We start from the raw sequence: 19,977 nt of genomic DNA on the forward strand, positions 1-19,977 counted from the left end.
TTATTGCCGATTTGTTTTTAATGTGCTATGATAAAATCATCAAATCTGTGATGTGCGTATTGTCTTTTTCTGTGTTGACCGAACATTTTATTGATACTTTGGGATCTGACTTGTACCAAAGCCGGTAACATGCCTTTTCACTTGGTAGTTCGAAGCTGAGGTCGTTGAGCCCACCTGCTAATTTGCGGGATCAATACAACAAGACGAACAACGGCACCGACGGATTTGTGTTTTTAGAGGAAATATTTCATTTTGTCTTTTAAAATAAATAAGAATAACATTTCAATTTATCATTTAAATAAAGAAATAGGTGAAGACAAATAAAATTACTACTATTTGTTTTCACCTATTTTTAATGGAGGAAAAAAATGATTCGCCTTTTATTAATTTTAATTATTCTTCTGTTAGGGTTTATTGGTTTTTGTCTCTTAAGAAAAACAGAAATCTTTCTAGCTCTACTAAAAAAGAATGCTACAGATGAGACCCAAAAAACTTTCTATCTATTTGGTTACAGTTATCTATTTATGGCTGCTATTGGTATTATTATTTTAATAACGAATCAACTTATTTTTTCATTATTTTATATTTGCATTCTTTTAATAATTTCAACAGTTTTCAGTATGTATATCGCTAGGAAAATTCTTTAATCGAATTTTCTTTTTTATTTTCTTTTTTTAAAATTTTATTTTACAATTAGATTATTAATTAAATATTGAGTTTTTGAAAGGAAGTGTTTTTTTATATGTTACAAGAGTATAAAAAAATTATGGTAGCAATTGATGGATCTAATGAAGCGAGATTAGCTTTTTTAAAAGCAGTTAATGTTGCTAAACGTAACAAAGCACAATTATTACTAGTTCACATTATCGACATACGCACCTATGTAAATGTTTCTTCTTTTGATGCCCCTTTTAGTGGTGTTGATACGCTTATGGATGAACAAGAGAAAAATACGGCGGAACAAATCTTAGGTGATTATGAAAATGAAGCAAAGCAACAAGGCTGTACAAATATCTTTAAAATTATCGAATATGGTTCACCAAAACTCATGATTGCTCGTGAATTACCTCAAAAATATGAAGTTGATTTGATTATGCTAGGTGCAACAGGATTAAATGCAATTGAACGCTTGTTTATTGGCTCAGTGTCAGAAGCAGTTACCCGAAATGCTCCCTGCGATGTTCTTATAGTACATACCGATTTAGAAAATAAGGCATCTTCAAAGGATAAACCAACCAACTAACTAATTACTTTTCTTGCCTTTATAATTTTTATTTTATAATAATTGAATATTTGTTTTAAGAACAATCTACTATACTTAAATTTTATAATTTAATAGATTAAAATTACAAAAATTAAAAATATCTATCCATCATAATTCATGGAATACTTTTAATGGTGAGATGAGATGTGTTTAATCCGATATAAAAAAACATTGAATGAGGATCAAAAAATACAAAATATGATTTTCACATCTCTTTTTTCCACTATCAATCCAATAAAATAATACTCCCTATCCTTCTTTAATAATGTTTGGCTTTTTTATTGTATTCTATTTTTTTCTAATAATATTTCAATTTAATTATCCTAACAAGACAGTTTTCTGTATTTTCATGTAAGATAGAGATGAGATGATTTATCAAAATAATTATCAAGATATCAATTAAAAATAAATTATTTTCCCTCGTTTCTAAATAATTTTAAATAATAATTATTGATTTTGAATCATTTAATCGATTGAATCGATATTTGATATCCAATCCAACAATTCATCAAAATAATTATAATAATTTATATTTATTCTATTACAAAATAGATATTTAATAAAAATCGCTACTTTTAATCTTTTTGATATTTTTTCTTTGTATAAAATTATTTATTTTATTAGTTAAAGAGAAAATAACAATACCTTTTATTAATCAGTTTGATTAATAAAAGGTATTGTTATTTTAAATATTTGCACTTTTAAGCTCAATAATTTTATTTTTTATTCTTTAATTCCTCAACATCACGAGCAATCATTAATTCTTCATCTGTTGGTATTAATAGAACTTTTATTTTTGAACCCGCAGTTGAAATAACTCTTTCTTCACCACGTACATTATTTTTCTCTTCATCTAATTCACAGCCGAACCAAGTCATACTGTTGATTATTTTGCTGCGAATATGCATGCCGTTTTCACCGATTCCAGCAGTAAAGACAATAGCATCAACACCGTTCATAACAGTGATATAGCTACCAATATACTTACGCACACGATCAGCAAAAATTTCATAAGCAACTTGTACTTCTTCCTTATCCATATTTGCTTCTAAATCACGCATATCACTAGAAATACCAGTTAATCCCAATAAACCAGATTTTTTATTCAAAATATCTATCATATCTTTAATATCTGTTAGATTAAGTTTTTCCATTAAATAAGGCAATAAAGATGCATCAATATCACCAGAACGAGTTCCCATTGTTACACCTGCTAATGGTGTGAATCCCATAGATGTATCCACTGATTTTCCACCATCAACAGCCGTAATAGAAGCACCATTACCTAAATGACAAGTAATAATTTTTAATTCTTCAATTGGACGATTCAACATTTCTGCAGCACGCTGAGAAACATAGCGATGACTTGTTCCATGAGCACCATACTTACGAGCAGAATACTTTTCATAATATTCTTTTGGAATACTATATAAATAGTTATGTTTTGGCATAGTTGTATGGAAAGAAGTATCGAAAACTGCTACACTGATAATATCTGGTAAAAGTTGTTTAAATGCTTTGATTCCCATAATATTTGCTGGGTTATGCAGAGGAGCTAGTTCAGCTAGTTCTTCGATTTTTTCTAGGACATCGTCATCAATAATAACAGAGTGTTTAAAATACTCTCCACCTGCAACGACACGATGACCAACACCTGTAATTTCATCATAGGAAGCCAAAATGTTTAGTTTAATCAATTTATCTAATAACATTTTAACTGCAATATTGTGATCATTAATATCAACAACTTCTTCATATTTTTCATTATTACCATATTTAATTGTAAAAATTGAATCTTTCAATCCGATTCTTTCAACGATCCCTTTAGCAAGAACTTCCTCACTTGGCATTGAATATAATTGCCATTTTAAACTTGAACTTCCTGCATTAATTGCAATTGTTTTAGACATTTTTTTCTCCTCTTTATCTATAATAATTTTATTTAAAATTTGAAGTTTTCCAGGCTTCAAATTGTTTAAAGAATTCTGTAATATTACTGATTTCTTTTAATGATGATAATCTAACCAATAATATTTCTTCAGCTTGTTGTGCTGAATTTCCATGTTTTTGTAAGAATAGAATACTTTTTTGTGATTGTTTACTATGAAATAATTCTTCAGGTAATTGAATCATTCCTTGTAAGTAAACATTCTCTTGCAACCAATTTTTTAATAAATGACTTTGCTTAGTATCAAAAATATTAGCAGGAACCAAAAATAAGCCATAGCCAGCAGGTTTTACATAGTGCATTGCCTGTTCAATTAATAAATGATGTGCATAACTATGTTCTGTTTTCGACGCAGTTGTAAATTGTTTAGCTTTTTCATCATCAGGATAATATCCTATTGGCAAATCACTCATTGCAATATCAACAGGATCAATTAAAAGCTCTTGTAGTCCATCTTGATGGAAAAGTTGAATAGGTGCAGAAGTTATTCCATTTGTAACAGCTGAAACCTCTAGTAATGTTTCATCATTATCAACACCAAAGCCTTCAACTGTATATCCAACAGACAATAAATTAAGTATAACAGTCAACAATAAATTTCCCATTCCTGAGGTGATATCTAAGATTTTTAGTGGTTTTGTTTTATCAGCTAATTGTTCTAATAGATAAACGAACAAAATACCAATACTATCTGGTGTTAGTTGATGATTTGGCTGTAATGGTTCACTTTTCATTCCTCTTAATAGAATTAGTTGGGATAATTTACGCAGTTCTTCAGCAGTTAATTCTAATGCTTTAAATTGCTGATAAATTTTATTTAACGATTGCCTAGTTTCTTCTGTTAATTCAGCAGTAAGATTTTCTGCTTGGTAATTGTCTAATAAATTTTCGCCATTTTCTATATAAGCATCTAAATAAGAAACATTCAAAGCATTTTTCAATAAGTTAATTGCTTTCTCTGTTAACTGAAAAGCTTCTTCTATTTTATTAGTGGACAAACAAACACCTCTACTTTCTCTTTCAAACTATAACAACCTCAATACCTGTTCTATTTTAACGAAAAAGATTAAAATAATCAATCAATTTTATTAGATTCTCTGAAATTTGGATAACGTTTATCGAATTAATTAAAATTTTTCCTATTCAAAAAATTATAATTAGTCATTTATATGATCATTCCATTCATTATTTATAACAGATACAAAACTTTTTCTTATTATTTCCTCGTATTTTCAATATAAAAAAAGAATATTTATTCTTCTATAATTTGTCTTAAATTATTTGTTATTTTGATTATAATAGATTGTTTTTTTATATAATTTAGGTAAGTGAAAAAGTTTTACTTCTACCTCTAATTGATTATTAGAATAATGATAGAAAAGCACCCCTTCAGAATAATTCATCTCTTCTTTTGCTTTTGGTTTATACTTATATTGTTGCAAATCAATCATTAGAAAATGAATCATTGTATGAGCAAGGTAGTAATCCCTTGAATATTTTGAAAATTGGCTAGATAATTTGGAATTTTCAATTGTTACCATTAATAAAAATGAAAATAATGTAAAAAAAAGTAATACTGTCATTAAAGTACTTCCTCTATGCCATTTTGTCTTTATTTTTCCTCCTCCTTAACAAGAATTCTGCCTTGGTATTTCTTTTTATTAGAAAACTTTCCTTTTATCTCTATCTGTGGTAATTTGCTCGTAAAAGTAGCTGAAGATAATCCTGTAAGTAAGGGTTGGTACCCACCATTATCAATTTTCACTATGTTTTTTGATTTATATTCTATCCAAACAGTATGTTCTGTTGTATTGTTTTTAAATTTAACTTTACTAGGAAATAACTCAATATACGTACAATCTTTTAACTCATTTTCTAACTGAATTAAAAAAACTTGCCATTCTTTTTCTTTTTTGTTTAATAATTGCTGATTGCTTGTTTCTACGTACTTAATTGTCGAGGTAAAAAGCAGACAAAGGATAGATAAAATAAACAATGCAATTAAACATTCAAATAAGGCGAATCCTTTTGTGCTAGGGGGATTTTTTTCAATAATTATATTCCTTTTATTATTATCTATTTGTAGCTTTTTTGTTTTTTTATCTTGTATCTGCCATAGAATATTATATTTTTCTTCTCCTAATTTGAATGTTTTATGTTTTACCTTATTATTTACATAAAATAACTGGCTTTCCTCATATAATAAACGAGCAAGTTCTAACTGCTTTGTTTGTTCTTCTTCTTTTTTTAATAAAAATAAGGTAGATTGAAGAAGTGTACTAATAATTACACACATAACTATAAAGCTTAATAGACTTTCAATAAATATATAGCCACAATTACATTGCTTCTTATTTTTCTTTTCTATTTTTGACAATTCTCCCACTCCCAAGTTAAAATTGGTAACTAATTTCTTGTTTTTTATCTAACCAACGAAAAACATATTTAGATAATCGACCATTGTTTCCCGTTTTACTATTAAATTTGATAATAGCCGGACCACTACCAAACAAAACAGTTGGTAATTTTAAATGGTACGAATGATTATCTACTGGTTTGTTATTAGATTCAAATCTTAGCAGTTGTTTCATATAAGTCGGATAATCATGCAAAATTGCCATTTGTTGCGTAAAAATTAAACGCTTTTCAAATGTATTGAAAAATTGATGGACAGCTAGGTTTTTTTGCCATGCTTTGATCATCAATGTTGGAAAAGCTAATAATGTACTAGTAATAAATAAAACGATCAAAGATTCTAAAAGCGTAAATCCTAAATATTGCATCTTTTTTTGTTTCATTTTTTAGCTGTTTGATATTTTTCATATTGATCTTTAGTAATGTATTTTTCCGTTAATAATTGTTCAGCAGAAGGTTTTACATTTTTGTCTAATTCATATAATTCCATTTGTGCTTCAATAACTTTAACAATTGCTTCATTTCCTTTTTGATCAATTGTTTCTTTTTGTTTTGCTAGATTTGGAACAAATAACAAAATTAAAACAGAAAGAATAAGCAAAACAATGAGCATTTCAATCAATGATAGTAAATATACTTATCATTCTCCCTCCTTTGAGGGAGTTTTATTTTGAAAAAAATAGGGAAAATTAATTGTTTAGTATATATAGAAAGCTTAATACAAAATAATCTATTTGATAAAAAATATTGAAATTTATCAAATAAAGTGACTTGGACACTCATGACTAAAATCACAAGTGCCCCTGTTAATCAATAAAAATAAATCCCACCTCCTGATGAGATGGGATTTTATTGGTTTAATACCTATTAATACTTGTTATTCTCTTAGATCATCAATTTTAGTTAATGAACCTTTTATAAATGAATCTTTTTTTGAAAAGAGCTTTTGATGGATATGGATTTTTAAAAATTTTAAATAAGACAAATGATACTATAATTTTTCATCATTCTTATTAGTACAATAATTCTTTAATTCATCTAGATTATGCAATGCAACTTCATTATATTCTGATTCATGCTCCTCATGACTATATACATATTCAGTTACCACACTATAAGGAAATCCTCCTATTGTACCATTACTTGTAGAAAAAATTTCTATTATCGTATAACAAAGTTGCTCATAAAACTCTTCCAAATTAACTTTGCTTCCTAGGCTTTCAGGAGATTGGAATAGTGTATTAACAATTAGTTCTTTACTTGGCTTAGCTAACATTCCATATACGTTCTTTCGTATTTTTTTTAAAATATTGTTTTATTTCATTATTGGTGTATTCTAATTCTTTAACACCAGCATATATTTTATCTTTATACTCATGCCAAATACTTTGTTCATGCGTAAATTTTACTAAATCAAAGCCTGTATAATCTTTTAAAGCATTGACTACTTCTCCTATTACTTCTCTGTCTTCTTTTATAATCATTTCAGATGTATACTCTTCCTTAAAATAGTAACCTAGGAAATTTGCAACCTCATTTTCTTTTGGATCCCTTACAATAAATCCAATATCTTTTTTATCTATATTTGCTGCACCTTTATCTTTATACTCATGATAAACAGACGGGATGACTGGTCCATATCTCCATTTTTGAATATTTTCATCAAATAAAGGCTTCTCAGTATCAATCAAATACCTAGCTTGTAAATAATACATAATTTTTTGAAGTTTTAAATTGTTTATTTCAATGCCTTTTTGATCACACAAATCTATTATATAATCAGCTACATATATAGCTAAATAAGGTCTTTGATTATAAATACTTGTTTCATAATCAGTACCTCTTGATAACTTTTGAGTACTCATAAAATTTCCTCCTTTTATAGTTATCTCTTAATATATCATATTATCTTTGTCAAGATATTGACAAAGAATATAAATTATGTTACCTAAAATTTGATCTTATCACTTCTAGTTCTATCTTTATTATACTGAGATACCTTTACTAAAAATCCAAATATTATTTAAATTTAACCAAAATCCCACCTCATAAAGAGATGGGTTTTATTTTGTTGATAGCAGCCTTTGCCAGACTATATTAGTTTTTCTATTGCTAGCCAACGATTGTGAGGCACTGGGGTAAACAGCTTATAAAACGATCCTATAGAATAATCTCATATAAATAAAAAGGAGAAAGTAATTAACCTACCTCCTCTTTAATGTGCGCTTATGTCACTATGTTTCTAGGCGTTTTCATCCCGAATAAATTTTTCTATCTATATTTATTGTACAATCTACCTATCCATAAATCAAATGCTCTTTCCCATACATACTTAACCAAATAATCTCACTCAGAGATAAATTCACTCGTATAAATTACCCAGCAATAATTTTCTTTCAATTTTATAAAAACACGCAATTTTTCATACAAAAATGCAATAACCTGCTTTCTATTTATAAAAATGCGTATTTTTACAAATAGAAAACTTATGCTTTACGAGCAAATGTAGCATCTACCCAAACTTTATAACCGGCTACCATAACAGCAATTCCATTACTTGGTACATCATAATCAACAATATTCATTACATCTTGATCAAAGCGAAAGGTTTTCCCCTCAGTGGAACTATTAGGCGTGCCATCTGCCCAACTAATACCTGCCATAGGTACACCATTATTAAGCCATTCAGTGTCTGTTGTATGATTGGAAGGTGTAAGTCCACTTAATTCATTGCTAATCACTTGTAGTATGCCTTGAAAACGAGTATGGTCATCTACCTTAATTATTTTTTGATTCCAACGTACCTGTCCATACTTTCTCATATAATCTACATCATTTGCAGGTGGATTAGGTTTAGGTGATGTTGGTGTACCACCTCCATAGCGGTAAATATTGATTGTTGGTTTTCCATTATATCCCCAAATTGTATCATGATTGTTCACTGTAATTCCGTTATAGCCATAGTTACAATGAATGATGTTATCATTATCAACAAAGATGCCCGTATGACCAGCTGAGCCAGCTGTTGATCCTCTGTCACCCCAGATAAAAATATCCCCCCTATGAGTATCAAAATAGCCGTTGCTTGCTTTTAATTGTTGCCATCCATGTCTTTCAAGATCACCAAACAAACCTTCAGTATTTCCAATAATATTTTGTTCAGGCAAAAATCCACCAGCAATTAAGGAATAATACACTGAGCTAGAACAATCATAGGAATTAGGACCATAACGATTTTCCATACTATAGATGACTTTTAATTATTTTTATAATTGACATGTGACACACCAAGGATGGTTCCTAAAAATGTACCAAATGCCGCAATGATCGTTACTGCTAAACTTGCTTGTGACCAATTAAATGCTTGTCCAACAACACCAACAAAGGTGCCTAGTGCTGGGATCACCACAATAGCGATCCATTTTAAATAATCGAACGTTTTGTTATTCATTCTATTTCCTCCCTAAGTAAGTAGTAGCTAAATAAACAAAAATAGATACACCAATGCCAACAACTGTTCGCCAAGTCCATTTTTGATTTTCTTTCATTTCTTCAATATCTCTAGTATTTTCTTCTGATTTTGCTAATGCTGTCCTAGCATTTTCAGATACTGTATCTAAATTTTTCGTATTTTCTTCAATTCGCGCTAGGCGTTCAAGAATTTCATATTGCCATTTTTCCTCTGCTTCTGGCATTTTTATCACCAACTTCCTAAAATAAAAACCATCTAGCTTAGCTAAATGGTTTACCTGTAATCATTTTGTAGTCGTCTTGTGTAATCGTGCCTAGTTGTACATAGGTCTTAATATCTTCATCGGTATAGCAATTCCAATCGTAATATAATTTGATGTCTGTTGCCGTTGGAAAGTTAGTTTGCATGCTTATCGTCTCCTTTTTTTAGTTGCTCAATCTCTAACATTAATTTGGCTACCATTTTGTTGGATTGGTCTAACTGTTTTTGCATGTTTGTTGATTGTGTTTGTGTGTCGGTTAGTTGTTTCTGCATATTCGTTTGTGTTAAAACTAACTTAGCATTTTGCTGTTTTAATAAATCAACATCGTCAGGTGGTTGTGGTGTTGGCAATGGCGCATTATCAGCATCATGTATAAGATTTATACCATCCCAACGCCAATTGGTAAAATCTGTTGGCTCTTTGTCTACTGTTATTTTTATTAAATCTGGTTGCGCAATCAAAGAATAACCATCAAGGTAGCCTATCTGATTCTCGATCCATACATTCATAAATCTTTTTCCTCCTTTTTTAAATTGCATAAACTCTTGTTGTAACATAATGGCCATACTTTATCATGTTCGTCCGGTGCCCCTTGATAGTTTTATTAGTTACATAGAGACATTTGTTGTATCCCGTGCCATCTAGCACTTCCAAATGATGGACAAGCGTGATACCGTTAAAATCCCTGGCATGTGTTTTTGGGATAATCCCATAGTTAAAATCATACGATTGCGTTTTACCAGCAATACTATCATAGGGCTGATATAACACCAGCCATCCAATCGGGCAATTATCCAGCGTAATACTTGGCGTAATTATCTGTGTGTCAGATAAATACACAGCTCCAGCCCACACTTGATTGCCTCTATTAATGTTGCTAAATTTTGAATCTAATCCATCTAATTTTGTATCCAACCCATCTACAGCATTGACATTCGTTTTTGGGTAAAATGTATTACCGTTCTTGTTTGTTAACAATTTAGTATCCATTATTTATCAGCCTCCTTAACGTACACTGCACTATCAAGTACCCCATCTATCTCAGCCATTTTAGTTTTATAATCTACATTTTTAACAATATCTAAATCAGCAATCTGCGCTTTTAACTCATCTGTTTTTGTGATTAAATCTTTTAATGACTGTTGCTCAGCGGATATCGAGTCTGCGTAATCTTGGTTCACTTTTTTCAGATCATTTAAATATTTATTAAAGCTGTCTGTTAAGTCTTGTTTTGCACGGTCGTGCTCTTGCTGTAATTGTTGTACTAACAATTGATAGTCGGATACATAATCCTTGCTGTTAATGCCAAACTCAACCTTGTTATCCATGACATTAATTGTAAACTCCAGAGTGCTGTCTGTTTGATCGCCTCGCATCAATTTAAAAAAGGCTTGTTGGTAATTGCCTTTTACTGCAAAAACCTCTTCTGGCGGAATATATCTAAACACACCACTTTGAGGGTCTAAAACAAGACTGTTTCCTTTGTCTATAATATGATGACCATCTGCGGTCAGTCCCTCAAAAACTGGTGTCATACCGCTAATATTTTTATCAATCCCATTTTCTGTGACTTTAACTGTTATTGCTCGTAGTCCACCATCGCCAACTCTAGCAGTGATTAGTTGTTGTGAGGGTTGCTCTGTTTGATTTTTATTTAAGTCAAAATATAAATCATAGCCCATATTTTTTCACTTCCTTTGTGTTTATGTGATTAGTAGGTGGCACAATGATATGTTGTATTTGATATTGTATTTTTTCGTTGTACTTATTTATTTCCTCACCTGCATATTGTTTTACAAGCTTTTCCAGTTCTTTTTTGTTTACAAAATCATATTCCTCGTTGATCAAATGGAAATTGTTGTTTAACGTGTTCCTCATTTCTCTAGGACCAAGAGGCAAGTTTTCGTTTAATTTTGTCATTATTTTTCTTCCTCTTTAAGCTGATTTTCTATTTTTTCTAATCTATTTTTTATATCATCTAAATCCAATTTATCTAATTTTGCTTTGTCTTCTTTGCTTAATAATCCTTCTTTATCCTCAGTTGCTACATCATATGTTGGAGCAATTTTTGTAATCGTTTTTTCCGGCCCTTTTACACCCTCTGCAGTAGTAATAACCCAGTAAGGATCTCCTGTTTGCAATGAAAGAGAGGGTACATCTATTGGCGCAGTCAACTGGATTAATTTTTCCTTGACTACTTCTCCTGTTACATTTCCTTTTGCAGCCTTTTGGATATCTTTTTTAGTACTGTCTAATTCTGCATCCATTTGATTTAGATATTTTTTTGTTGAGTCTTTTGCCTTTTGTAACTGAGTCGTTATTTGTGCTAAACTTAACTGCTTATTGCCGAAAGTTAGTTTTTTACCCTGCTGCGGTTGTTGTGGGTAACTTGTTATCCCAATAATTTGTACTTCCATATCCACATCATGACGATCCCTCAAAAAGCCGTAATCCCCTACCTGATATTTTTTTGTTTGCCATGCATTTGCTTGATCAAAAGTACTACTCTCAACTGTATATTGCACCTTGGGATAATCTTGTATTTGGCTTTTTAAATAATTTAACAAACTTTTTTGATCTGTAAATCGATCATCTTGGATAAATTGAGCATCGATGATCCCAAAATCTTTGGCTTGAGGACTAGTATATTCAGCGCTTACTAAAGGCTTCCCTTTATCATCTTGTTTCCCACTGCCTTTAATATGGGTTGTAATCGTCGTATAATCTGTAGACTCAGAAATTTTAGCAATGGTTGCTCCATCAATAAATAAAAAGCGATTTTTTCGGCCAATAGTTTTATAAATATTAATATGATTATTAATAAAACGGAAATCAAAATTGGAATCTTTGGCTAATTGGCTCATTAACAATTCATCTGCATAACCATTTCCAAAGTCCTCCGAAAAAGCATAATGGGTGTATGAATCATACAGAGTATAAGTAAATCCTGTGCCCTTAAGTATGAAATTTAAACAAGATTCTAACGATTGACTACCTTTTAACACCTGATCTATATAATGTGCATGTAAATCACGGTCAATGGATAATGCAGTAATTGTCCGCTGCTTATACTTACCAATACTTGCACCGTTATTTGTACTAATTTTGTAATGATTGTTACTCTCAGGAACTGTTATTTTTGTACCTGGTACTAACAATTGATAAGCCAGTTTATTTTCTTTCCTGTCAAGCATCGTAAAATTTAATTGTCCAAATTCATTTAACGTTTCGACCTCTTCTACATTTTCGACGTAGGCAGGAGCTACAGTTCCTAGGATGTCTTCAAAAACAAGCATATATTTTCACCTCTAATAGTAAAACCTAGTTTCAAAAGAAATTGAAAAGTCTGTTGCTCCACTAATTTCGATTTGATTTTTCCCGATTGAATAATCTAGATAGCTATGATTACATTGCTCAAAAACCATCGTATTATTAACCACAGGCACCATACCATTAATAATCAACTGATCATTTTTTGTTAGTTTACGGTTAAGTGTCCATGTTTGATTTGTTGTATCATTTTTTATAGTCAATTGTTTTGAGACATTACCGATAAATTTAATGATTACTGGATGCTGCTCGCACAATAATGGAATAGCACCCAAATTGATAAAAGTGACTTTATTTTGATTTGTAAATGTGTACTGTGGAGGATCTGCTAAATTTACACCTAAGTCTAGTCCCCATGTATTACGATCAAATGTAAATGGATCTAAAGTAGTTTGTACTGTCTCTGCATAACCTGTAGCACAAACGAGATTTACACTTACATTATTTGCCAACCAATAATTAGCCATTCGTGGATAAGCAAAACTTTCTGCGACTACACGCCATCTTAGATAAGGAGTGCGAGTAGTATAAACATAAAATTCTTCGTGACTCCTAAAAATTTCCAAGACTTTTAATCGTTGCAACTCATAGTCATAGTTGTCTATGGCATATACATCAAATATCAATGGGATAGTGAGCCGTTGCACATGCATATCTGTCCACAGATTTTTGTAAGTTCCCAACGATTGGAAAGTGTGCTGTATATTAGGGCCTGGAGGATTAAAAGAAATAACCCTCATGCCTAATTGCTCAAGTGTATACGTTGTGCCATCCTGCCGCTCAATTACTACTGAATCTGCCATTAAATCCCAGCTCCTTTTGCTTGCTCTAGTATGATTTCGTGCTGTTGCATAGCTCTGTGTAATGGATACTGCGCCTTAAAAATTTCACCATTATCTAAGGCTATTTTAAAATGTATATCTCCATTATTTTGAGTAGACTGACCTACCATTTGAGTAGTCTGAGCGTAATTCGCTTGGTAAGGTACACCAACCGCTTGATATCTTGATTGTTGCGCTTGTGCTGCAAAGTGCATCATCTTACCACTAAAACTTGTTGGTGCTTCTTTCGCACGTGCTTGTATAGCTTCCACGATTAGGTGATCTGCTGTACCACGTTTAGGATTGATGGCCACTTCTGGCTCATTTTTTATCTCACCAAAGATACTTGGCCGATCTGCCCAACCGCCGTTAGCATATCCATGCCCTTGACCCAAAAAGCTTAAATCACTACCATAACGGGCTTTAGCATATTTTAATCCTTCTAATAAGCTATCATAGCCATTAAAAATATTGCCATGCCCAGGGAATTTGTACGCATTAAATGTGTTCCGCTTAGTCTGCATCAGTCCTAAAGCCGGACCACTTCCGTCTCCGTCTGGATCTGTACCAGGTTGCCGAGCATTTTCGTTGCCTCCGGATTCTGTTGCAATTTGTCGTAGTATTTTAGCAACCATTGCCTCACTAGTTGATAGTCCATTGGCTTTAAGTGCTTTTATCACTAAATCTTTCCAGCGTTGTACGCCTGAACCGGATGGAGCATTCATTTTTCCAACACCATCAAAGTCCAATAGTTTGTTACCAAATTTACTAATGACTTTTTTTATCCAATCCATTGTCCCATCTGCCATTGTCCTAACTCCGCCGATTGCAATATCTAAAACTGGATGAGTAGCTGAAAGTTTGACATGTTTAGCAATAGCTTTTTTTACAAATTTAATCGGATGAGCAACAGCAGTTGCAACATCCTCACCTATATCTTTTAGTCCATCCCATATACCGCCGAAAAAGTTACCAATCCCATTAGCATACATAGGTATACCTATCAATTGTGCAAAATTTTTTGTCTGTTGGTGATTAAGCACCTGAGTACCTGGTTCTGCATGCATAATAACATTTTTGCCATTTGGTATTTCCATTTTCCCGCTAGGATGCCTTATAAGCTCAGGACCTTCTCCGTCGTTTACCATCATTAAGCCACCACCATGAGTGCCACCAGTGGCAAACTGTGGCACCTTCCATTTTGGTAAGCGGACAGATTTAGGAGCATGTACTTTATCTAATACCCAATCGATACCACCAATAACGCCATTTACACCATCTCCAATTTTACCAATCATATAATTACCAATAGCCTTAGCTCCATCACCAACCCAATGAGCACCATTCTTTAGCGCATCTCCCATTTTCTTAGGTATACCAGTGACATAGCTTAGCATTTGATCCCATTTTTTTACGGTCCCATCTTTTAAACGATCCCACCATTTTATAACATCATCAAATAAATTTGCAACTACTTTTGTAACTTTATGCCATGTATCAGTTATAGGAGTGATAATCATAGGCCTAATCTTCTGCCAAATTTTACTAGTCTCTTGACACAGAGAATCAAAACGGTTCACTATACTATCCCATATGTTTTTGGCAAGAGAGATAACTTTGTTCTTTGCATCATTTATTGGATTAATAATGTAACGTTTTAAGGTATCAAAAACCTTTTTTGTTGCTTTACTTAATACATTAAAAATGTCGATGGTTCTATTTTTTAACCAATCTATTGCATCGCGAGCTTTATTCGTAGCCGACTTTATTGGATCTACTATATACTTCCCAAAAACATTTAGAGCCTTTTGCGTGATTTTATTTAAATTATTCCACACGCCTTGTATTACTCCGACTAACTTACCAATGATATCTCCAACAGTGTTAACTGCTTTAGATATATAAGGCTGTACCCATTTCCAAAGCTTCCTGATTCCTTTTTCTATTTGCTGCCCAAGCAAACGAATGGGTCCCCATATTAGCCAAAAACCGACCTCTAGTATTAAACCTACATCTTTGCAAATTTTTTGTATTACTTTAATAATTGGCTTCGAAAATTCTTGAATTCCTTTAACAATTGGTGCTAGAAGGCTATTAATATCTTTAGATATAGTTCTTTTGACGTTACCTATCCATTCAGTAATATTAGTCCATCCAGACTTTAAGCCATCTATAATGCTTTTAATAATATCATTAGCCCATTTTCTAAACCCAGAATTATTTTTATAAAGTAGTGCAACTATGCCTGCAATAGGGTTAACAAATAACATTCCAATCTCTTTCCAATTATTTTTTACCCAATCAAGTGCTTTTTTAGCATCCTAGATTATGGTACCACTAAAATTTTTAATACTTTTAACCACTTGGTCAACAGCGTCACGAAATGGTTTAATATGTTTATATGCCTCGTAAAAAGCAACTCCAATACCAATAATAATACCTGCAATTAAAAGTATAGGATTATCGACTAAAACACCTCCTAAGATTTTAAAAGCTGTTAACAACTTACCACTTATAGCTTTTGCTGCAACAATTGCACCATCCTTTAGTTTACCAAAAGCTTTACCAAGCAACCCAAGCTGTCCAGCCTCATTAGGCAATAATCCTAAATTTTTACCAACATCTTTTAAGGCACCAGCAAAATCAGATGCTTTTTTTATTGCAAATAGATCCAGCAAGACTTTAGCTAATGCTTGTATTGCTCCTGCGTGACTAGATATCTCACTCAAAATTTTGTCCACATTTTTTAGCGGATCTTGACTTTTACCTGCATTACCGGATAATTGACCAAAAACTCCAGCGATATCACCAACAATATCTTTAATCGTTGACCAAACGGTACTTGCAAATATACCGATAATCGTTTTAATATTACCTATGATATCTAAAATTGTTTTCTTATGTTTATCCAAATAGTCCATAATTTTAGTTACCCAGTCTAGGATACCAGTAAAAGCAGTAGATAAGGCTGTGGCATAAATTGTTATCTGCTTATCACTTAAGAGATTTTCTAAGGATTTAGACATACGCTTACTAGAGTTAAAGGTTGTAGTCTCAGCTTCGCCCCACAATTGTTGCCAGCGTTTTGAGATATACATACCCATGCCTTGCATAGATATCATGGCTTCTTTAGTACCATCTTTATATTTGTTGCCTAAGTAATCCATAGCCTTACCGAAATCGGCACTTGTTAATTTTCCTTTAGCTGACAACTGATACAATTGCTCCATCGTTTTCCCGGTAACTTTTTGTAAAGCTTCACCAAACATAGGAAATCGATTAATCATCATATAAATATCTTGAGCACCAGCCTTACCACTTGCCATAACTTTAGAAAATGTTTCCCCTGCTTCAGCTACTCGATCATCTGTCATATGTAAAGTAGATCCTAAAGCAACTAAACTCGTTGTCCATCTTTTCGTTTCTTCAGCGTTACCGTGTACATGGTAAAAGGATTGTGCCATCCTATCAACAGAATCTGATGCATAAATACTATGATTGGATACATCATTAATAAAACCGACTAGCTGTTTACCATCTTTAGGCGTTTCTTCCGTCAATGATTTCCAAACTGTTTTCATGGTATCTTGTTCTTTGTTGTATTCCATTCCAGCGGCGTCTGCATTTTTCAATCCACCAACAAGGCTTTGCACTCCCATGGTAATTAGTCCACCAGCAAACGTTCCAGCTATAATGTCTTTTAGATTAGTAAAATGTCCTTTAGTTTCGTTTGCTTCTTTGGATACCCTTTTTGTCGCTTCTTCAACATTCTTGGTATCTGCTTCAAGCTTTATTTTCTTCTCTTTAGGCAAACTTGCTAAAAGTTCCTTGAAGTCAATAAATTCGCCTTTTTCTAATTTGGCTTTCAGTTCTACTTTCTTTTCGTGAGGTAGTTCTTTCAAGATAGTTTCAAATTGATGGACGCCCTGTTTTTCCGCTAAAGCGACTAATTTAGTTTTTTTATCCTTGGAAAACTCAACAAATTTTTCTTGTTCCTTAGTTAATTTTTCGTCAACATTCCTGGTATCTGCTTCAAACTTTGCTTTCGATGGCTTAGCAAATGTATCATCTACTTGTTCTTTCGTTTCATGGGCTTCTTGTTTTAGTCCTTTCGCTTGTTGCTCGAAGGCTTCATCCATTTTATCAGCCGTTTGTAAGCCAAGTTTTTTTAGCAAATCATTAATTAATTGGATATCAGATAAAAAAGCTTCTTTACCATTTAATAATAAGTCAATTTGTATAACACTATCTGCTGCCATCTATTCACCTTCTTTCGCTTTCACGGAAACTAAATCAAACATGTTCCCCATTTGTTGGTTTAGATTGGCTGTAGTAATCTTTTCATCCAGTGCATAATATTGTTGTGCTTGAATTAATTCTGTTAGATCTTCTCCTTCATAATCTGCCGGGTTTGCCTTACGTATCTTTATAATTCGTTTAAAATATGATTCCTCAGACAAACCATCTAATAGTGCTGAAAATTTCAGATAATGTAGTTTTCCTCTTTCTTTGACTAGATCTATCTTATATTCTTTATAAAAGGATGCATAAATAGCTTCTGCATCTTTAGAATAGGAAAAAAAACGTGTTTTATCTACCGGCGTTTGCTTATAAACAGTATTTTCTTCCATTTGCCCGTATGTGGGTTCTAACACATAATCCATTGTCTGTTGCAAAATTTCTGCTTTTTCTTCTAAAGTAAACAACGCCGCTGATTGCACGACGTTGTCAAATCCTTGTTGAATTTTTTCCCCTTCTGTCAGGTCGCTGTCGAGCAAATCAAACCATAATAAAACAACATCAAAAGATAAGTCTAAAGTAAGTCGATGTCCTTTGTAAATTAATTCATCATGCAAAGGCTCAGTTAACGATAACATGATTTATCACCGGCTTTTTTGGTATTTCTTTCGTTTGTTTTCTCTATTTTCTTTCTTAGCTACATCCATTTCTTGTTCGACGAGCTTGCATAACTGCAAGCATAGCTTGTGTGCTTTTATGGTAATAGTTATAGAGCTATCTGCCTGTACCCTCTCCACAAAGGGAGTCGAAAAATTTCCAAGTAACATCACGCAGTGACTCTGTCATTTCTTCAATCACTGCCTTACTTTCTTTATAGATGTCTAGTTCTTTTCCTGTTTTTTCTAGTTCTTCGAGAGCTTCTACTTTTTTATTTAAGTCATACTGGATAGATGCAGCAGCAGCAGTAGATTCAGTCACAAAGCTCACCATATCATCATTTATCATCACATGGCGTTCTTTCCCGCCAATAACAAACACTTTCTCTGTAGTAATACGTTGGTCTAAATTAATAACACTCATCTTTTAATAACTCCTTTATTTAGTTTGTGTCACAGTTACATCAATAACACTGTTATCGCTTAAGGTCATTTTACCGCCAGTTATTTTACCAGCAGTATCTTCTGTTAGCTCTAATGCCTTAACGCTTAATCCATCTACACCCTTTGCTCCTGTTTCACCTGTATCTCCTTTAGGTCCTTGTGGACCAGCTGGGATACTACTAATTTTTTCATCCGTTGCTACAACATCATCAATGATATTATTGACATGTTCTGCTTTGATTTCATCTCCTGCATTTACCTTTACAGCTTTTATGGTAACCCCTCCTAGTTATTTCCATATGTTTCTTGTGTGTTGTATTTTATATCTGGATTGTCATATTGCACGTTGTCTTTATTTTTCAATACTTTCGGTTGTCTATTTACTTCTAGTTGGAATGAAAAAGTAGGTAAAGCATTGGCATTTCCGCCAAATGGTAAAATCGTAGTTAATGTTGCCTTAGCTACAATAGATGTACCTTCCAAGCTGTCCCATTTAATTAGAGTATCTACCGCGTCCCCAATATCCCAAAATTTAGATGCAATATAATCTTGCGCTGGATCACCAATTACACGATTTCCACTGACGGAAAAAGTAACTTTTTTACCAGTAACAAGAGTGGTGGTTAATCCTTGATCAGACCAGTAAGAATTAGATGTTTGTGTATCTCCCGCTGCAGGAGTAATTGAGCTGATCCCTTCCCACAGTTTTGCCCATTGAGCTTTTTCTATATCATCTAAAGTTTTATTTCCCAATACATCAATGCTAATAGTTGTTTCATAGTTCATCGGTTTTTTTAATTGTGTCATTGTCTTTTGCTCCTTTGTAAATAAGTAATTTTTATGTTTAGTAAATAGGTACTATACCCTTGTATATCCTGTTCTGATACAAATGGCGTACCTGTTAGTTCAATTGTCTCCACTTGGAAACTATCATCAGCTGAAATCAACATATGATTATCCTGTATAATATCTATCTGATTAGCAATTTCCCATAGGACTTGATCTGCTAGTTTTTGATCTTTCGTGCAAAAGCCAACTTCAAAAATACCTTCTCGCTCTTTATTTCCTGCCCAGTCTTCATTGATTGTCCGACCACCAGGCAAGGAATAAAGGCATAATATTTCTT

26 protein-coding genes and 1 other RNA gene are annotated in these 19,977 nt (G+C 32.5%); 3 read left to right on the top strand and 24 right to left on the bottom strand.

Annotation, left to right across the window (positions count from 1 at the left end):
- Positions 1-39: 39 nt before the first annotated feature.
- The 3 genes from ssrS (at position 40) to MPTP_RS06270 (ending at position 1,243) form a co-directional block, all read left to right on the top strand.
- Positions 40-230: non-coding RNA, 6S RNA (gene ssrS, locus MPTP_RS09275), on the top strand.
- Positions 231-368: 138 nt separating this feature from the next.
- On the top strand, positions 369-647 hold the full coding sequence (locus MPTP_RS06265) for a hypothetical protein (protein ID WP_013774250.1): 279 nt from the start codon (positions 369-371) through the stop codon (positions 645-647).
- Positions 648-742: 95 nt separating this feature from the next.
- Positions 743-1,243, top strand: coding sequence for a universal stress protein (locus MPTP_RS06270; protein ID WP_013774251.1), 501 nt, complete (start codon positions 743-745; stop codon positions 1,241-1,243).
- A gap of 737 nt (positions 1,244-1,980) precedes the next feature.
- Here the strand turns inward: MPTP_RS06270 and MPTP_RS06275 are convergent.
- The 24 genes from MPTP_RS06275 to MPTP_RS06395 form a co-directional block, all read right to left on the bottom strand.
- A complete protein-coding gene (locus MPTP_RS06275) occupies positions 1,981-3,174 on the bottom strand; it encodes an acetate kinase (protein ID WP_013774252.1) in 1,194 nt (397 codons plus the stop codon).
- Positions 3,175-3,202: 28 nt separating this feature from the next.
- Positions 3,203-4,210, bottom strand: coding sequence for a class I SAM-dependent methyltransferase (locus MPTP_RS06280; RefSeq protein ID WP_013774253.1), 1,008 nt, complete (start codon positions 4,208-4,210; stop codon positions 3,203-3,205).
- Positions 4,211-4,489: 279 nt separating this feature from the next.
- Positions 4,490-4,828: a competence type IV pilus minor pilin ComGG gene (gene comGG / locus MPTP_RS06285; RefSeq protein WP_268765908.1), complete on the bottom strand. Its 339-nt coding sequence runs from the start codon at positions 4,826-4,828 to the stop codon at positions 4,490-4,492.
- Complete coding sequence (comGF, locus tag MPTP_RS09440; RefSeq protein ID WP_050978177.1) at positions 4,825-5,589, bottom strand: competence type IV pilus minor pilin ComGF; 765 nt, start codon at positions 5,587-5,589, stop codon at positions 4,825-4,827. Before comGF ends, comGG begins: the two co-directional genes overlap by 4 nt.
- A 16-nt stretch (positions 5,590-5,605) precedes the next feature.
- Positions 5,606-6,010: a competence type IV pilus minor pilin ComGD gene (comGD, locus tag MPTP_RS06295; protein ID WP_013774256.1), complete on the bottom strand. Its 405-nt coding sequence runs from the start codon at positions 6,008-6,010 to the stop codon at positions 5,606-5,608.
- On the bottom strand, positions 6,007-6,240 hold the full coding sequence (gene comGC / locus MPTP_RS06300) for a competence type IV pilus major pilin ComGC (protein ID WP_013774257.1): 234 nt from the start codon (positions 6,238-6,240) through the stop codon (positions 6,007-6,009). Before comGC ends, comGD begins: the two co-directional genes overlap by 4 nt.
- A 378-nt stretch (positions 6,241-6,618) precedes the next feature.
- Positions 6,619-6,903 carry a hypothetical protein gene (locus MPTP_RS06305; RefSeq protein WP_041363488.1) on the bottom strand — a complete coding sequence of 95 codons (285 nt, stop codon included), beginning with the start codon at positions 6,901-6,903 and terminating at the stop codon, positions 6,619-6,621.
- On the bottom strand, positions 6,893-7,492 hold the full coding sequence (locus tag MPTP_RS06310; protein ID WP_013774259.1) for a Panacea domain-containing protein: 600 nt from the start codon (positions 7,490-7,492) through the stop codon (positions 6,893-6,895). Before MPTP_RS06310 ends, MPTP_RS06305 begins: the two co-directional genes overlap by 11 nt.
- Before the next feature lie 621 nt (positions 7,493-8,113).
- Positions 8,114-8,878, bottom strand: coding sequence for a peptidoglycan amidohydrolase family protein (locus MPTP_RS09995; protein ID WP_268765909.1), 765 nt, complete (start codon positions 8,876-8,878; stop codon positions 8,114-8,116).
- 5 nt (positions 8,879-8,883) lie between these two features.
- Positions 8,884-9,078 (bottom strand): phage holin, encoded by a 195-nt coding sequence (locus MPTP_RS06320; RefSeq protein ID WP_013774261.1) that lies wholly within the window; start codon positions 9,076-9,078, stop codon positions 8,884-8,886.
- A 1-nt stretch (position 9,079) separates the two neighbouring features.
- Positions 9,080-9,322 (bottom strand): hemolysin XhlA family protein, encoded by a 243-nt coding sequence (locus MPTP_RS06325; RefSeq protein WP_013774262.1) that lies wholly within the window; start codon positions 9,320-9,322, stop codon positions 9,080-9,082.
- Between the two features lie 37 nt (positions 9,323-9,359).
- A complete protein-coding gene (locus MPTP_RS06330; protein WP_013774263.1) occupies positions 9,360-9,506 on the bottom strand; it encodes an XkdX family protein in 147 nt (48 codons plus the stop codon).
- Positions 9,496-9,870, bottom strand: coding sequence for a hypothetical protein (locus MPTP_RS06335; protein WP_013774264.1), 375 nt, complete (start codon positions 9,868-9,870; stop codon positions 9,496-9,498). The genes MPTP_RS06330 and MPTP_RS06335 overlap by 11 nt, the downstream gene beginning before the upstream one ends.
- A gap of 19 nt (positions 9,871-9,889) precedes the next feature.
- Entirely contained in the window at positions 9,890-10,351 is a 462-nt protein-coding gene (locus tag MPTP_RS06340; protein WP_048590192.1) for a hypothetical protein, read from the bottom strand.
- Complete coding sequence (locus tag MPTP_RS09135; RefSeq protein ID WP_013774265.1) at positions 10,351-11,043, bottom strand: phage baseplate upper protein; 693 nt, start codon at positions 11,041-11,043, stop codon at positions 10,351-10,353. Before MPTP_RS09135 ends, MPTP_RS06340 begins: the two co-directional genes overlap by 1 nt.
- Positions 11,033-11,281 carry a hypothetical protein gene (locus MPTP_RS06350; protein ID WP_013774266.1) on the bottom strand — a complete coding sequence of 83 codons (249 nt, stop codon included), beginning with the start codon at positions 11,279-11,281 and terminating at the stop codon, positions 11,033-11,035. Before MPTP_RS06350 ends, MPTP_RS09135 begins: the two co-directional genes overlap by 11 nt.
- A complete protein-coding gene (locus MPTP_RS06355; protein ID WP_013774267.1) occupies positions 11,281-12,657 on the bottom strand; it encodes a phage tail protein in 1,377 nt (458 codons plus the stop codon). Before MPTP_RS06355 ends, MPTP_RS06350 begins: the two co-directional genes overlap by 1 nt.
- A gap of 12 nt (positions 12,658-12,669) precedes the next feature.
- On the bottom strand, positions 12,670-13,494 hold the full coding sequence (locus tag MPTP_RS06360; RefSeq protein WP_013774268.1) for a phage tail family protein: 825 nt from the start codon (positions 13,492-13,494) through the stop codon (positions 12,670-12,672).
- Positions 13,494-15,350: a transglycosylase SLT domain-containing protein gene (locus MPTP_RS09140; RefSeq protein ID WP_158309120.1), complete on the bottom strand. Its 1,857-nt coding sequence runs from the start codon at positions 15,348-15,350 to the stop codon at positions 13,494-13,496. The genes MPTP_RS06360 and MPTP_RS09140 overlap by 1 nt, the downstream gene beginning before the upstream one ends.
- Positions 15,351-15,833: 483 nt before the next feature.
- On the bottom strand, positions 15,834-17,771 hold the full coding sequence (locus MPTP_RS06370; protein WP_013774270.1) for a tape measure protein: 1,938 nt from the start codon (positions 17,769-17,771) through the stop codon (positions 15,834-15,836).
- Entirely contained in the window at positions 17,772-18,389 is a 618-nt protein-coding gene (locus MPTP_RS06375) for a Gp15 family bacteriophage protein (protein WP_013774271.1), read from the bottom strand. It abuts the gene before it with no gap.
- A gap of 136 nt (positions 18,390-18,525) precedes the next feature.
- Positions 18,526-18,831, bottom strand: a complete 306-nt coding sequence (locus MPTP_RS06380) for a hypothetical protein (protein WP_013774272.1) — start codon at positions 18,829-18,831, stop codon at positions 18,526-18,528.
- A gap of 305 nt (positions 18,832-19,136) precedes the next feature.
- On the bottom strand, positions 19,137-19,658 hold the full coding sequence (locus MPTP_RS06390) for a phage tail tube protein (RefSeq protein ID WP_013774273.1): 522 nt from the start codon (positions 19,656-19,658) through the stop codon (positions 19,137-19,139).
- Entirely contained in the window at positions 19,655-19,954 is a 300-nt protein-coding gene (locus tag MPTP_RS06395; protein WP_231849633.1) for a minor capsid protein, read from the bottom strand. The genes MPTP_RS06390 and MPTP_RS06395 overlap by 4 nt, the downstream gene beginning before the upstream one ends.
- Positions 19,955-19,977: the final 23 nt, after the last annotated feature.

The sequence above is a fragment of the Melissococcus plutonius ATCC 35311 genome, assembly GCF_000270185.1.
Classification (GTDB): Bacteria; Bacillota; Bacilli; order Lactobacillales; family Enterococcaceae; genus Melissococcus; species Melissococcus plutonius.